14 protein-coding genes are annotated in these 15039 nt (G+C 62.9%); 8 read left to right on the top strand and 6 right to left on the bottom strand.

Features of this window, described 5'->3' with window-relative positions; all coding sequences use genetic code 11:
• Positions 1–5: 5 nt before the first annotated feature.
• The 6 genes from DL237_RS07150 to DL237_RS07125 form a co-directional block, all read right to left on the bottom strand.
• A complete protein-coding gene (locus DL237_RS07150) occupies positions 6–2966 on the bottom strand; it encodes a 2-oxoglutarate dehydrogenase E1 component (protein ID WP_119398368.1) in 2961 nt (986 codons plus the stop codon).
• Between the two features lie 253 nt (positions 2967–3219).
• Positions 3220–3735, bottom strand: coding sequence for a DUF805 domain-containing protein (locus DL237_RS07145; RefSeq protein ID WP_119398495.1), 516 nt, complete (start codon positions 3733–3735; stop codon positions 3220–3222).
• Positions 3736–4032: 297 nt separating this feature from the next.
• Complete coding sequence (gene sucD, locus DL237_RS07140) at positions 4033–4914, bottom strand: succinate--CoA ligase subunit alpha (protein ID WP_119398367.1); 882 nt, start codon at positions 4912–4914, stop codon at positions 4033–4035.
• Positions 4915–4919: 5 nt separating this feature from the next.
• The gene (sucC, locus tag DL237_RS07135; protein WP_119398366.1) at positions 4920–6113 is read right to left on the bottom strand and encodes an ADP-forming succinate--CoA ligase subunit beta; all 1194 of its coding nucleotides are present in this window, start codon (positions 6111–6113) and stop codon (positions 4920–4922) included.
• Between the two features lie 314 nt (positions 6114–6427).
• Entirely contained in the window at positions 6428–7390 is a 963-nt protein-coding gene (gene mdh, locus DL237_RS07130; protein WP_119398365.1) for a malate dehydrogenase, read from the bottom strand.
• 316 nt (positions 7391–7706) lie between these two features.
• Entirely contained in the window at positions 7707–8090 is a 384-nt protein-coding gene (locus DL237_RS07125; RefSeq protein ID WP_321186009.1) for a hypothetical protein, read from the bottom strand.
• 384 nt (positions 8091–8474) lie between these two features.
• Between DL237_RS07125 and DL237_RS07120 the strand changes: the two genes are divergently transcribed.
• The 8 genes from DL237_RS07120 to DL237_RS07085 all read left to right on the top strand — a co-directional run bounded on the left by DL237_RS07120 (position 8475) and on the right by DL237_RS07085 (position 14834).
• Positions 8475–9329 (top strand): HpcH/HpaI aldolase/citrate lyase family protein, encoded by an 855-nt coding sequence (locus DL237_RS07120; RefSeq protein ID WP_119398364.1) that lies wholly within the window; start codon positions 8475–8477, stop codon positions 9327–9329.
• A 44-nt stretch (positions 9330–9373) separates the two neighbouring features.
• Positions 9374–9925 (top strand): NnrU family protein, encoded by a 552-nt coding sequence (locus DL237_RS07115; RefSeq protein ID WP_158585601.1) that lies wholly within the window; start codon positions 9374–9376, stop codon positions 9923–9925.
• 7 nt (positions 9926–9932) lie between these two features.
• Positions 9933–10136 (top strand): DUF1737 domain-containing protein, encoded by a 204-nt coding sequence (locus tag DL237_RS07110; protein WP_119398362.1) that lies wholly within the window; start codon positions 9933–9935, stop codon positions 10134–10136.
• Entirely contained in the window at positions 10136–11167 is a 1032-nt protein-coding gene (locus DL237_RS07105) for a MaoC family dehydratase (RefSeq protein WP_119398361.1), read from the top strand. Before DL237_RS07110 ends, DL237_RS07105 begins: the two co-directional genes overlap by 1 nt.
• Positions 11168–11444: 277 nt before the next feature.
• On the top strand, positions 11445–11834 hold the full coding sequence (gene sdhC / locus DL237_RS07100) for a succinate dehydrogenase, cytochrome b556 subunit (protein WP_119398360.1): 390 nt from the start codon (positions 11445–11447) through the stop codon (positions 11832–11834).
• 14 nt (positions 11835–11848) lie between these two features.
• Positions 11849–12220 carry a succinate dehydrogenase, hydrophobic membrane anchor protein gene (sdhD, locus tag DL237_RS07095; protein ID WP_119398359.1) on the top strand — a complete coding sequence of 124 codons (372 nt, stop codon included), beginning with the start codon at positions 11849–11851 and terminating at the stop codon, positions 12218–12220.
• Between the two features lie 15 nt (positions 12221–12235).
• On the top strand, positions 12236–14041 hold the full coding sequence (gene sdhA / locus DL237_RS07090; protein ID WP_119398358.1) for a succinate dehydrogenase flavoprotein subunit: 1806 nt from the start codon (positions 12236–12238) through the stop codon (positions 14039–14041).
• Positions 14042–14051: 10 nt separating this feature from the next.
• The gene (locus DL237_RS07085; protein ID WP_119398357.1) at positions 14052–14834 is read left to right on the top strand and encodes a succinate dehydrogenase iron-sulfur subunit; all 783 of its coding nucleotides are present in this window, start codon (positions 14052–14054) and stop codon (positions 14832–14834) included.
• Positions 14835–15039 lie beyond the last annotated feature (205 nt).

Raw genomic sequence — 15039 nt, 5'->3', positions numbered from 1 at the left:
GGTCCTTAGTTTCCTTCGATGGTCAGCGCTTCGTCAACGAGCGCGGCTTGCTGTGCTTTGTGCTGGGCTGCGAGACCCGTGGCGGGGGCGGCGGCGGCCTGACGTCCGACGTAGCGCGGACGCTGGGATTTGGAACCGATGCGGCCCAGAACCCATTCGATGTTGGGTTCGATGAACGTCCAGGCGCCCTGGTTCTTGGGTTCTTCCTGGCACCAGACGACTTCGGCAGTCTTGAAGCGCTCCAACTCCTTTACCATGGTGATGGCGGGGAAGGGATAGAACTGTTCGACGCGCATCAGGTAGACGTCGGTGATGCCGCGGGCGTCGCGTTCCTCAAGCAGGTCGTAGTAGACCTTGCCGGAGCACATGACGACGCGCTTGATCTTGTCGTCCGCAACCAGCTGCGTCTCGGAATTGCCCTGCTGGGCGTCATCCCACAGGATCCGGTGGAAGCTGGACCCGGTGGTGAAATCAGACGCCTTGCTGACGGCCATCTTGTGACGCAGCAGCGATTTCGGTGTCATCAGCACCAGCGGCTTGCGGAAGGACCGGTGCATCTGGCGGCGCAGGATGTGGAAATAGTTCGCCGGGGTGGAGCAGTTGGCGACGATCCAGTTGTCCTGGCCACACATCGTCAGGAAGCGTTCCAGGCGCGCCGAGGAGTGCTCGGGGCCCTGGCCTTCGTAGCCGTGCGGCAGCAGCATCACGAGGCCGGACATGCGCAGCCATTTCGCCTCGCCCGAGGAGATAAACTGGTCGAACATGATCTGCGCACCATTGGCGAAATCGCCGAACTGCGCTTCCCACATCACCAGGGCATTGGGTTCGGCCAGGGTATAGCCGTATTCGAACCCGAGCACCGCGTATTCGGAGAGCATCGAGTCGATGACCTCGTAACGCGACTGGCCCGCCTTGATGTTATTCAGCGGATAGTACCGCTCTTCGGTTTCCTGGTTGATCAGGCCCGAGTGGCGCTGGCTGAAGGTGCCGCGGGTCGAATCCTGGCCCGACAGGCGCACCGGATAGCCCTCGGTCACGAGGGAGCCGAAGGCCAGCGCCTCGCCGGTTGCCCAGTCGAAGCCTTCGCCGGTGTCGAACATCTTGGCCTTGGATTCCAGCAGGCGTTCGACGGTGCGGTGCAGCGGGAACCCTTCGGGTGCGCGGGTCAGAGCGTCGCCCACCTCTTTCATGGTTTCTTCGCTGATCGCTGTCTCGCCGCGCTGGTATTCTTCCTTTTCGCGGTCAAAGCCGGACCAGCGCCCGTCCAGCCAATCGGCCTTGTTGGGTTTGAAATCCTTGGCGGCTTCGAATTCGCCGTTCAGGTGGGACTGGAACGCGGCCTTCATGTCCTCGATCTCGCCCTCGGGGATCAGGCCGTCCTTGATCAGCCGGTCGGTATAGAGCGACAGGGTCGTGCGGTGACCCTTGATGTTCTTGTACATGATCGGGTTGGTGAACATCGGCTCGTCGCCTTCGTTATGGCCGAAACGGCGATAACAGAAGATGTCGATGACGACGTCCTTGTGGAACTTCTGGCGGTACTCGGTCGCGACCTTGGCGGCGTGCACCACGGCCTCGGGGTCGTCGCCGTTGACGTGAAAGATCGGGGCCTCGACCATCAGGGCGATGTCGGTCGGATAGGGCGAGGAGCGCGAGAAATGCGGCGCGGTGGTAAAGCCGATCTGGTTGTTCACGACGATATGGATCGTGCCGCCGGTGCGGTGACCGACCAGGCCCGACAGGCCGAAGCATTCCGCGACGACGCCCTGGCCGGCAAAGGCCGCATCGCCGTGCAGCAGGATCGGGATCACGCTGGTGCGGTCCGGGTCGTTCAGCTGCGCCTGCTTGGCGCGGGCCTTGCCCAGAACGACCGGGTTCACCGCCTCGAGGTGAGAGGGGTTGGCGGTCAGCGACAGGTGGACGGTGTTGCCATCGAATTCACGATCGGATGACGCGCCGAGGTGATATTTGACATCGCCCGATCCATCGACATCCTCGGGTTTGTACGACCCGCCCTGGAATTCGTTAAAGATCGCGCGATAGGGTTTGCCCATGACATTGGCCAGCACCGACAGGCGCCCACGGTGCGGCATGCCGATGACGACTTCCTTGACGCCCAGGTTGCCGCCCCGCTTGATGATCTGCTCCATCGCGGGGATCAACGCCTCGCCACCGTCCAGGCCGAAACGCTTGGTGCCCATGAACTTGACGTGGCAGAACTTTTCAAAGCCCTCGGCCTCGACCAGCTTGTTCAGGATGGCACGGCGGCCTTCGCGGGTGAAGGTGATTTCCTTGCCGAAGCCTTCGATCCGCTCTTTCAGCCAGGCGGATTGTTCGGGGTCGGAAATGTGCATGTATTGCAGCGCGAAAGTGCCGCAATAGGTACGCTTCACGATGTCGAGGATCTGGCGCATCGAGGCGATACGCAGGCCCAGGACGTTGTCGATGAAGATCGGCCGGTCCATGTCGGCGTCGGTAAAGCCGTAGGTCTTGGGGTCCAGTTCCGGATGCTGGTTCTGGTCCTGCATGCGCAGCGGGTCCAGATCTGCGATCAGGTGCCCGCGGATGCGGTAGGCGCGGATGATCATCAGCGCCCGGATCGAATCCAGCACGGCGCGCTTGACCGCTTCGTCCGACACGGAAATGCCCTTTTCCGCAGCCTTTTCCTTGATCTTCTTGCCGGCATCCTTGGCCTCGGCGGGGACCGGCCACATGCCGTCCAGCGCCGCGGTCAGGTCGTCGTTCGGGGTCGGCGGCCAGTCGGTGCGCGCCCAGGACGGGCCTGCCGCCTCGGCGCGGGCATCGCCTTCGGTCACTTCCAGCTGGCGGAAGAAATCGGCCCAGCCTTCATCGACCGACGACGGGTCGGCGGCCCAGCGGGCCTGAAGCTGTTCAAGGTATTCGGCATTGTGGCCCTGCATGAAGCTGGACGCATGGAAAAGGTCATTCGGGCTTTGTTCGGTCATGATTTCACCTCGGGGGTGTGGTGGGCTGGACGACGACAGGGGATGGCTGTGGCGGAGAAGTTCGCGCAGGACAACAGCGCGCCGAAGCGCGAGCTTGCCTGCGGGCCGTCATGAGCCGGTGGCGGGTGGCAGCGGAACGACGTCGCCCGCTGACGGATATTGTTGAGGGTCACGGCCCGACGCGGGCCGATGGCAGTGAAGGATTGCGCGGCGCGCCGGGCGGGCGCGTGGGCCGTGGAACTGTGCGCGCCGGTCATGGTGTCACCTGCGCGTCGACGCTGACAGGGGCCGCGCCCCATTCGTTCGCGCCCGGCTGACTGGGCCGGCTGAGCCACCACAACACCAGCAACGGCGAAATGATCAGGATCACCATCGCAATGCTCATCGCGATCATGAAGATCCCGTCGAGCTGCCAGGGCAGAACACCGAACAGCGCGGTAAAGGTGCCGATGCCGACGATGACGATCAACGGGTAAAGCAGGTAGAGACCCGATCGCCCGGTGTCGTGCATCCTGCGCCAGCCGGCGGCCAGCGAGGGCAGCAGTGTCAACAGGCTGAACAGGCCGTTCAGGGGCCCTTCGCTGCGCAGGGAGACGCTGTTTTCGGTGGTCTGGATGCTGCCGCCGAAGACGATCCCGTCCAGGATGTCGCAGGCAATTCCACCGAGGATCAGGAAAAGGACGAAGTACCAGTATTCCGACCGCGTGGCGCGACCCGAGAACACGGCATATTTGCGAAAGCAGGTGGAAATGGCTTGGGAAAAGCTCATGCCGACCCCCCGGCGCGGATTGCGCCGCAGCATGCACCAACGCCGCAAATGCGCGGCACCCCGGCGGCGATCGCCAAGGGCGCGGTGACGGCAGAGGAAAGGGGCACAGCAGGCATCGCCAGCGCTTTCAGGACAGTCGCCCGGTCCGCGACGGACCGGGCGAGACTGGGAATTCGGGTCGTTTCAATCGTGTGCGAAACCGGCAGCGGCGCCGGGCAGGGGGCGCCACGCTGCGGACCGGAACCCCGGAACCGCGCGTCGCGCCCTCGCCCTATGGCCACTGCCGGGCCCATTTTATCAGCCGATCGCTTTCAGGACGGCTTCGCCGAGGCCCGCAGGGCTGTCGGCAACAACGATACCAGCGGATTTCATCGCTTCGATCTTGTCTTCCGCGCCGCCTTTGCCACCGGCGACGATGGCGCCGGCATGGCCCATGCGACGGCCCGCAGGGGCGGTCCGGCCCGCGATGAAGCCAGCCGTGGGTTTCCAGCGGCCTTTCTTCTTTTCGTCGGCCAGGAATTGCGCGGCTTCTTCTTCGGCCGAGCCACCGATTTCACCGATCATGATGATCGACTGCGTTTCGGGGTCCGCCAGGAACATTTCGAGGATGTCGATATGTTCGCTGCCTTTGATGGGGTCGCCACCAATACCGACCGCGGACGACTGGCCGAGGCCCGCATCCGACGTCTGCTTGACCGCCTCGTACGTCAGCGTGCCCGAGCGCGACACGACACCGACCGAGCCACGTTTGTGGATGTGGCCGGGCATGATGCCGATCTTGCAGGCGTCCGGCGTGATGACGCCGGGGCAGTTCGGACCGATCAGGCGCGATTTGGAATTCTTCAGCGCAGCCTTGACCTTCATCATGTCGAGCACGGGAATGCCCTCGGTGATGCAGATGATCAGCTCCATCTCGGCGTCGATCGCTTCGAGGATCGAGTCGGCGGCGAAGGGGGGCGGCACGTAGATGACAGACGCATTGGCGTCGGTGACGTCCTTTGCTTCGTGCACGCTGTCGAACACCGGCAGGTTCAGGTGGGACTGGCCCCCTTTGCCGGGCGTGACGCCGCCAACCATCTTGGTGCCGTAGGCGATGGCCTGTTCGGAGTGGAAGGTGCCCTGCGAGCCGGTGAAGCCCTGACAGATCACCTTGGTGTTTTCGTCGACGAGAACTGCCATGGTTCTTAGCCCTTCACTGCTTTCACGATTTTCTCGGCACCGTCCGACAGGTTGTCGGCGGCAATGACGTTCAGACCGGAGGTCGCGATGATCTCCTTGCCCTTTTCGACATTGGTGCCTTCGAGGCGGACGACAAGGGGAACCTGCAGGCCGACTTCCTTGACCGCGGCGATGACGCCTTCGGCAATGACGTCGCAGCGCATGATGCCGCCGAAGATGTTGACCAGGATGCCTTTGACGTTGGGGTCAGAGGTGATGATCTTGAACGCTTCGGTCACTTTCTCCTTGGTGGCGCCGCCACCAACGTCGAGGAAGTTTGCCGGCTCGGCGCCGTAGAGCTTGATGATGTCCATCGTCGCCATGGCCAGGCCTGCGCCGTTCACCATGCAGCCGATTTCACCGTCGAGCGCGATGTAGTTCAGGTCGTATTTCGACGCTGCCAGCTCTTTCGGGTCTTCCTCGGTTTCGTCGCGCAGCGCGGCGATGTCGCCGTGGCGATACATGGCGTTGCCGTCAAAGCTGACCTTGGCGTCCAGCACCTTGAGGTTGCCGCCGGGCATGACGATCAGCGGGTTGATCTCCAGCATCTCCATGTCCTTCTCGACGAAGGCCTTGTAGAGCTGACCCATCAGCTTGACGCACTGCTTGACCAGCTGGCCTTCGAACCCGAGGGCGAAGGCGACGCGGCGACCGTGGAACGGCTGGTAGCCGGTGGTCGGGTCGACGGAGAACGACAGGATCTTGTCGGGGGTGGAGGCCGCAACCTCCTCGATGTCCATGCCGCCCTCGGTCGAGCAGACGAAGGAAATCGCGCTGGTCTGACGATCGACCAGAAGCGCCAGATAGAGCTCACGCTCGATATCCGAACCGTCTTCGATGTAGATGCGGTTGACCTGCTTGCCGGCGGGGCCGGTCTGGTGGGTCACGAGGGTGCGGCCAAGCATCTTCTTGGCTTCCTCAGCGGCTTCCTCGACCGACTTGGCCAGGCGCACGCCGCCCTTTTCACCGGCGTCGGATTCCTTGAAGGACCCCTTGCCGCGACCACCTGCGTGGATTTGTGCCTTCACGACCCAGAGCGGGCCGTCCAGTTCGCCGGCGGCGGTTTTGGCTTCGTCGGCCTTGGTGACCGGACGACCATCCGAAACCGGGGCGCCGTATTCGCGAAGAATAGCCTTCGCCTGATATTCATGGATATTCATGAACTCCGTCCCTCGTTTGCTACGATTGGCATCGGTACTGGCACAGTCTTACGGTGCAATGAACTCATTTTTTCGTTGAACGGACAATTTTCGCCGATTTGGGGTGTTTTGTGATCACACGCAAAAAAGCTGTGATCACAAAACATGGTGGCGGGACGAAAATGTGTGGAAACAGGGCAGCGGGACGACTCGGGCGGGCCTGGGACGCACATGCACAGTCATCCTGCCGCTAGACGCCGCGTGGCACGGAACAGGTCTGCCCACGCAAAAAGGCGCCCGAAGGCGCCTTTTTGTCATTACTTCTGAGGCAGGCCTCAGGTCAGGGACGAGTCGATGCCCTTGCACGCCTCGACCAGGCCTTTGACAGCCTCGACCGATTTGTCGAACATCGCCTGTTCGTCCTTGGTCATCTTGATCTCGACAACCTTTTCGACGCCGCCGGCACCGATCACGGTCGGCACACCGACGTACATGCCCTTCAGGCCGAGCGCGTTTTCGACGTAGGCCGCGCAGGGCAGGACGCGTTTCTGGTCTTTCAGAAAGGCTTCGGCCATTTCGATGGCCGACGTCGCAGGCGCGTAGAAGGCCGAGCCGGTTTTCAGCAGGCCGACGATTTCGGCGCCGCCATCACGGGTGCGCTGGATGATCGCATCCAGTTTTTCCTGCGTCGTCCAGCCCATTTCCACCAGGTCCGGCAGCGGAATGCCCGCAACGGTCGAATAGCGCGACAGTGGCACCATGGTGTCGCCGTGGCCGCCCAGAACGAAGGCAGTGACGTCTTTCATCGAGACGCTGAATTCTTCGGCCAGGAAGTGACGGAAGCGGGCGGAGTCGAGTACACCCGCCATGCCGCAGACCTTGGAGTGCGGCAGGCCGGAAAACTCACGCAGCGCCCAGACCATCGCGTCAAGCGGGTTGGTGATGCAGATCACGAACGCGTCGGGGGCGTTGTCGCGAATGCCTTCGCCAACCGACTTCATGACTTTGAGGTTGATGCCGAGCAGGTCATCGCGGCTCATGCCGGGCTTGCGCGGCACACCGGCGGTCACGATGCAGACATCTGCGCCCGCGATGTCCGCATAGGACTGCGTGCCCTTGAGCTTGGCATCGAATTTGGCAGACGGGCCGGATTCGGCGATGTCGAGCGCCTTGCCCTCGGGGGTGCCTTCGGAAATGTCGAAAAGAACAACGTCACCAAGTTCTTTCAGGGCTGCGAGATGGGCGAGCGTGCCGCCGATCTGGCCCGCGCCGATGAGGGCAATCTTGGGTCTGGCCATTTGGATATGTCTCCGGTCCGGTTGAAAACGTCGCGCATGGCGTAGGTCTTTTAGCCCAACAGTGCAAGAGCGTGTCACGCCGCACGGGGGGGCGGGGGGCCGAAGGGGCGCGTGATTTGTGCCCCAGTTCAATGAGATGGACGTTTTGCAGGCGGGCATGTTGCCCCAAATGGCGCGGCTGCCGCGACGTCGCTCCGCTTGTGTTAGCGGCAACATCGTGGCGGGGCGATTCTGAACGCTCTGGTTGCATGGCGGCGGCGGCCAGAAGGCGCCGGCGACGGTGCAGCGGCAGGGCGATGGCAGGGGTCACCCGTGCTCAGGCATCCTGATCATCGACCGGCAAAGCCTCGGCCAGGGTTTCAAAGGCCTGCCCGCTGGCGATCAGGCAGGTGATGCCCTGGGGGGAGGTGACCGTGATGGTCCAGCTGCCGCTGACGTCGGAGGCAAATATCTCGACCATCGAATTGTTGGTGCCCAGGCCGATCGACTGACGGGTTTCGCCATAGCCGGAGGCAAGGCGCTTGATCACGACGTCGCGTGGCGCGCAGGCCTGTGCACCATTGCCATGTGCGGGGGTTGCAACGCCCGACGACGGGACGCCCAGCAACACGGCACAGGTCAGCAGTGTCAGGGCAGGGGGGGTGCGGACCCGCCCGGGCCATGCGCGCCACTGCGCCAAGGTTGGATCGTTCTTGTTCATGGCAGTCCCTTTCTTATCCCTCTGACCGGCCTGTCGGGTCGGAAGGCGGTTGTTGCATCTGGGGCAGGGGCAGGCGCCGGTCTGATTTACGGGCGACAGCCTGCCTGACCGGGTCTGGAACCCTGCGGTTCCACACCCCCGGAACCGCAGGAACCTGAGCTGCGAAAGGGGGTCTGACCGACCCCGTCACCCTGCGCATGTACCGGCTGCAATCGGGTTAACTGCGCAGTAGATCGTTAGGATTGTGCGGATTTTCCTGTCGCGCGACGACGCGTGGTTTCTGCAATGCGGCGAAAAAGGTGGCGGATCTGCCGGAATGGGGTTGAACTAATCGGGCAAATGATGCCATCACGACGCAACAATATTACCGTGAGGATTTATTTCATGGACGCAGAGTTTCGCCCCTACCGTTCGCTTCTGTATATCCCGGGCTCCAAGGAGCGGGCGCTGGACAAGGCACGTGGCCTGCCGGTCGATGCGATCCTGTTCGATCTGGAGGATGCGGTGACGCCCGACGCGAAAGCCACCGCGCGCGAGACGCTGAAGGAGGCACTTGCTGCGGGGGGGTATGGCGCACGGGCCAGGATCATCCGTGTCAACGGGCTGGATACGCCCTGGGGGGCCGACGATGTCGCGGCGTTGAAGGGCGCCGGGGCAGATGCCTTTCTTTTGCCCAAGGTGAACCGCGCGGCCGACATCGACGCCCTGGCCGACCTGCTGGGGGATGACACGCCGATCTGGGCGATGATGGAAACGCCGCAGGCCATCTTCCATGCCGCTGAAATCGCGGCCCACCCCCGGGTGCAGGGCTTTGTCGCGGGTACGAACGACCTGGCGAAAGAGCTTGGCTGTCGTGACCGGGCGGATCGCCTGCCGCTACAGATGGCGTTGCAGACCATCCTGATGGCAGCGCGGGCACATGGCGTCATTGCCGCCGACGGCGTCTATAATCAGTACAAGGACGAAGACGGGCTGCGGGCAGAATGTGAACAGGGCCGCGACCTGGGGTTTGACGGCAAGACCCTGATCCATCCGGCGCAGGTCGCCATCGCCAATGCCTGCTTTGCCCCGACAGACGCGGAAATCGACCTGGCGCGGCGTCAGATTGCCGCCCATGCCGAGGTCGAGACGACGGGGCAGGGCGTTGCCGTGGTCGATGGCAAGATCGTCGAGAACCTGCATGTCGAGACCGCCAAAAAGACGCTGGCCAAGGCCGAGGCCATTGCACAAATGGCCTGATGCGCCCAACGTGGCCGCAGTTGACCCTGTCTTAGGAACCCATCGTGGCACTGATATTGATTGGCCTTATATTGTGGACCTGGCCCCACCTGAGTAAGGAATACACCCCCGGCCTGCGCGCCGGTTTGCCGGAAAACGCGGCGCGACCGCTTGTGGCCGTGGTGGCGCTGATTGCCGTGGTCCTGATGGTGATCGGGTACCGCACGGCGGATGGGGCGCAGGTCTATTTTCCGCCCGCCTGGGGGCAGCACCTGAACAATTTGCTGATGGTGATCGCGGTGCTGATGCTGGGCACGGCGCATTCCAAGTCGCGCCTGCGCGGGCGGCTGCGCCATCCGATGTTCCTGGCCGTCATCCTGTGGGGCATCGCGCACCTGCTGGTGCGCGGCGATAGCGCGTCGCTGCTGCTTTGGGGCGGTATGATCGTCTGGGCGGTGGCGGGGTGGCTGGTGACGAATGCGCGTCACCCCGACTATATCCCTTATGCTGGTGGAACGCTGGCGGGTGACATCCGCCTGGCCCTGATCACCGTCGTCGTCTTTGCCGTGATCGTATTGATCCATGGCTGGCTCGGCCCGAACCCATTGCCCATGTGAGACCCCTATGAAGCTTTACCGATTCCTCTCCGAAGACGACACCTCGGCGTTTTGCCACAAGGTGACCAAGGCCCTGAACGACGGCTGGCTGCTGCATGGCGATCCGACCTACGCCTATGACGCGGCGAACGGCACGATGCGCTGCGGTCAGGCCGTGGTGAAGGAGGTCGAGGGCACCTATACACCCGACACCAAACTGGGCGCCTATTGATGGCCAAGACCAATCCCGGCCGCTTCTTCGAGGATTACACCCTGGGTCAGCAGATCCAGCATGCGGTGCCGCGCACCGTCACGTCGGGGGAACGGGCGCTGTATCATGCGCTCTACCCGGCGCGTCACGCGCTGTATTCCTCGGATGCCTTCGCGCGCGGGTGCGGTCTGGCCGGATCGCCGTTGGATGATCTGGCGGCGTTCCATATCGTGTTCGGCAAGACCGTTCCCGATATCTCCCTGAATGCGGTGGCGAACCTGGGATATGCAGAGGGCCGCTGGCTGCAGCCGGTCTATCCCGGCGACACCCTGCGCGCCCGGTCGACCGTGATCGGCCTGAAGGAGAACTCCAGCGGCAAGACCGGTGTGGTCTACGTCCGGTCCGAAGGGCTGAATCAGCGCGATGAGGTCGTGATGAGCTATTGCCGCTGGGTGATGGTGAAAAAGCGTGACCCACAGGCCCCGGCCCCCGCGCCGGTGGTTCCCGCGCTGGCCGATGCCATTGCGCCCGCCGATCTGGTGATCCCGGTGGGGCTGGATTTCAGCAGCTATGATTTCACGCTGGCAGGCGAGGCGCACCGCTGGGGCGACTACGAGATTGGCGAGCAGATCGATCACGTTGACGGCGTGACGATCGAGCAGGCCGAGCACATGATGGCCACACGCCTTTGGCAGAACACCTCCAAGGTGCATTTCGATGCAACGGTGCGCCCGGATGGGCAGCGGCTGATCTATGGCGGGCACGTCATCTCTCTTGCGCGGGGGCTGTCGTTCAACGGGCTGGCCAATGCGCAGATGGTTGTCGGCCTGAACGGCGGGGCACATGCCAACCCGTGCTTTGCGGGCACCACGGTGCATGCGTGGTCCGAGGTGCTGGACAAGGCGGAAACGGCGGCGCCGGGGATCGGCGCGATCCGGCTGCGGCTGGTCGCCCGCAGCGGCGGTGAGGCGTTCACCCGAAAGGCCGAGGATGGCCGCTATCTGCCTCACGTCTTGCTCGACCTTGACTACTGGGCGTTGATTCCGTTGTAGGAATTACCCGTCCGCGCCCTTGGGTGCGGGGCAGGAGATGCCGGTGGGGGCGGCCCGCGCAGCGCAGAATCAACCGCAAAAACCCACCAAATCAGTCAGATATAGCAGGGCAAAATTATCGCTCATTTTGTGATCACAGCATTATTTCTTGTGATCACAAAGGCAAAAAGAAATGGTTGCTTGTGTCAAATTCTGCCTACTGCGGCATGGTGCGCGGATGACAAAGCGCTATTGTCTGGTAAAACACGGGCCCAAGGGAATCCGGAAAGGACATGTGATGGCCGACGTCAACCGGGGCAACCGCCCGCTCTCTCCATTCGTACTTGGGAAGGATTATCGCTTCCAGCTGAATTCCGTCACGTCGATCCTGACGCGGATCACCGGCAACGCGCTGGTGGTGGAGGCATTTCTGATCGCATGGTGGCTGATGGCCGCCGCCACGGGCCCCGAGTATTTCGCGACCGCCGACTTCGTGATCACATCGTGGATCGGCGACATCATCCTGCTCTTCTCAACGCTGGGCCTCTGGTATCACGCCCTTGCGGGTGTGCGGCACCTGCTCTGGGACAACGGCTACTGCCTCGACATGGAGACGTCGGACAAGCTGGGCTGGGGCATGCTGATCGGCTCGGTCATTCTGACCATCATCACAATCATCTTCGTCTGAGAGAGGTAGCCAGCATGCGTTATCTGACCGACCGCAAGCGCGCCGTGGGCATGGGTGCATCCAAGACCGGGACCGAACACCATTGGTCCATGCAGGTCAGCTCGATTGCCCTGATCATCCTGGTGCCGCTGTTCGTCTTCACCTTCGGTCCCGCCCTTGGCGGCACCTACGAAGAGATCATCGCCTATTACTCGCATCCCTGGCCTGCCATCGTGGCGGCCCTGACGCTCAGCGTTGGCATGATGCATTTCAAGAACGGCGCCCAGATGGCGATCGAGGATTACGTGCATGGGCTGACCGGCCGCATCACCATCATCCTGGTTTCCTGCCTGGCCTACGCCATTGCCGCTGTTGGCGTCTTCTCGCTGATCCGGCTCGCCCTTTAAGACCCGAGGTTCCCTATGGCTGCTTACGAATACGAAACACACGAATATGACGTGGTCGTGGTTGGGGCCGGTGGCGCAGGTCTGCGCGCGACCCTCGGCATGGCCGAACAGGGGCTGCGGACGGCCTGCGTGACCAAGGTTTTCCCGACCCGCTCGCACACTGTTGCGGCGCAGGGCGGCATCGCCGCCTCTCTGTCGAACATGGGCCCGGACAATTGGCAGTGGCACATGTACGACACCGTCAAGGGGTCCGACTGGCTGGGCGACACGGATGCGATGGAATACCTCGCCCGCGAAGCCCCCAAGGCCGTTTACGAGCTTGAGCATTACGGCGTGCCGTTCAGCCGCACGGAAGAGGGCAAGATCTACCAGCGCCCCTTCGGCGGTCACACCACCGAATTCGGCGAAGGCCCTGCCGTGCAACGCACCTGTGCGGCGGCTGACCGCACCGGGCACGCGATCCTGCACACGCTCTATGGCCAGTCGCTGAAGAACAACGCCGAGTTCTACATCGAATATTTCGCCATCGACCTGATCATGTCCGAAGACGGGCAATGCCAGGGCGTTGTCTGCTGGAAGCTTGACGACGGCACGATGCACATCTTCAACGCCAAGATGGTCGTTCTGGCCACCGGCGGCTATGGACGCGCCTTCTTCAGCGCGACCTCGGCCCATACCTGCACCGGCGACGGCGGTGGTATGGTGGCCCGCGCGGGCCTGGCGCTGCAGGACATGGAGTTCGTCCAGTTCCACCCCACCGGGATCTACGGCTCCGGCTGCCTGATCACCGAGGGCGCGCGCGGCGAAGGTGGCTACCTGACCAACTCCGAAGGCGAACGGTTCATGGAGCGGTATGCGCCCCAGTACAAGGACCTCGCGCCGCGTGACTACGTTTCGCGCTCCATGACCATGGAAATCCGCGAAGGCCGTGGTGTCGGTGAACATGGCGACCACATTCACCTGAACCTGGCGCACCTGCCCGCCGAGGCGCTGGCGGAACGTCTGCCGGGTATCTCGGAATCGGCCAAGATCTTTGCCGGCGTCGATGTGACCAAGGAGCCGATCCCGGTTCTGCCGACGGTGCACTACAACATGGGCGGCATTCCGACGAACTACTTCGGCGAAGTGCTGAACCCGACAGCGGACAACCCGACGCAGGTCGTGCCCGGCCTGATGGCCGTGGGCGAAGCAGGCTGCGCATCCGTTCACGGGGCCAACCGCCTCGGCTCCAACTCGCTGATCGACCTCGTGGTCTTTGGCCGCGCCGCCGCGATCCGCGCCGGCAAGGTTGTCGACCGGGCCGCACCGGTGGCCGTGCCGAACCAGGCATCGATCGACAAGGCCTTCGACCGGTTCGACTATTTCCGCAATGCCAAGGGCGGGACGCCGACAGCCGAGCTGCGCCTGGAAATGCAGAAGACCATGCAGTCCGACGCCGCCGTGTTCCGCGCCTCCGAGTCGCTGAAAGAGGGGGTCGAGAAGATGACCGAGATCGCGGCCAAGATCCCCGATCTGCACGTCACCGACCGCAGCCTGGTCTGGAACAGCGACCTGATGGAAACGCTGGAGCTGACCAACCTGATGCCGAACGCCATGGCGACCATCGTCGGGGCCGAGGCGCGCCACGAATCCCGCGGCGCCCACGCGCACGAGGATTATTCGGAACGTGACGACGAAAACTGGCGCGTCCACACGATCAGCCGCGTTGACGGCAACAAGGTCGACCTGACCTATCGCCCCGTCATCCTCGATCCGCTGACCACCGAAGACCAGGGTGGCATCTCGCTGAAGAAAATCGCGCCCAAGGCGCGGACGTTCTAAGGAGGACGACATGGTACAACTGACGCTCCCCAAGAACTCACGGATGAAGACCGGCAAGACCTGGCCGAAACCCGAGGGTGCCACCAACGTTCGCAAGTTCCAGATCTATCGCTGGAGCCCGGATGACGACGAAAACCCGACCATCGACACGTACTTCCTGGACATGGACAAGTGCGGCCCGATGGTTCTGGACGCGCTGATCAAGATCAAGAACGAGATCGATCCGACGCTGACCTTCCGCCGGTCGTGCCGCGAAGGCATCTGCGGCTCCTGTGCGATGAACATCGATGGCGGCAACACGCTGGCCTGCATCTTTGGTCTGGACGAGGTCAAGTCGAAGGTCGTCAAGATCTATCCGCTGCCCCACATGCCCGTGGTGCGCGACCTGATCCCGGACCTGACGCACTTTTACGCCCAGCACGCCAGCATCATGCCATGGCTTGAAACCAAGACGAACCGCCCGGCCAATGAATGGCGCCAGTCGATCGAGGATCGCAAGAAACTCGACGGTCTGTATGAGTGCGTGATGTGCGCCTCCTGCTCGACGTCGTGCCCCAGCTACTGGTGGAACGGCGATCGTTACCTCGGCCCGGCCGCCTTGCTGCATGCCTATCGCTGGATCATCGACAGCCGCGACGAGGCAACACCCGAGCGTCTGGACCAGCTGGAAGACCCGTTCAAGCTGTATCGCTGCCACACGATCATGAACTGCGCCAAGACCTGCCCCAAGGGTCTGAACCCGGCCAAGGCGATTTCGTCGATCAAGCAGATGATGGTCGAACGCACCGTCTGAACCATTTCCCGTCACGACAAAAAGGCCCCGGAGCATTCCGGGGCCTTTTGCGATTCTGAGGGCGTGACCCTCTGCGTCCGTGTGACCTGGGAGTTTGAACTGGGAGGGCGGGGGAGGGTAGGTGGGGAGAGGCCGTTACAGAACGTGCCGAGCCTGGCTATTCGGCACGTGCAGTTTTGGCGGGCGCGGCTTTTTCTCCGCCGCA

Source organism: Pseudooceanicola sediminis (assembly GCF_003575965.1).
In the GTDB taxonomy this organism is placed as follows: Bacteria; Pseudomonadota; Alphaproteobacteria; order Rhodobacterales; family Rhodobacteraceae; genus Pseudooceanicola; species Pseudooceanicola sediminis.
Note: the sequence above shows the minus strand (reverse complement) of the source record. Positions and strands in the feature narration are given on the sequence as shown.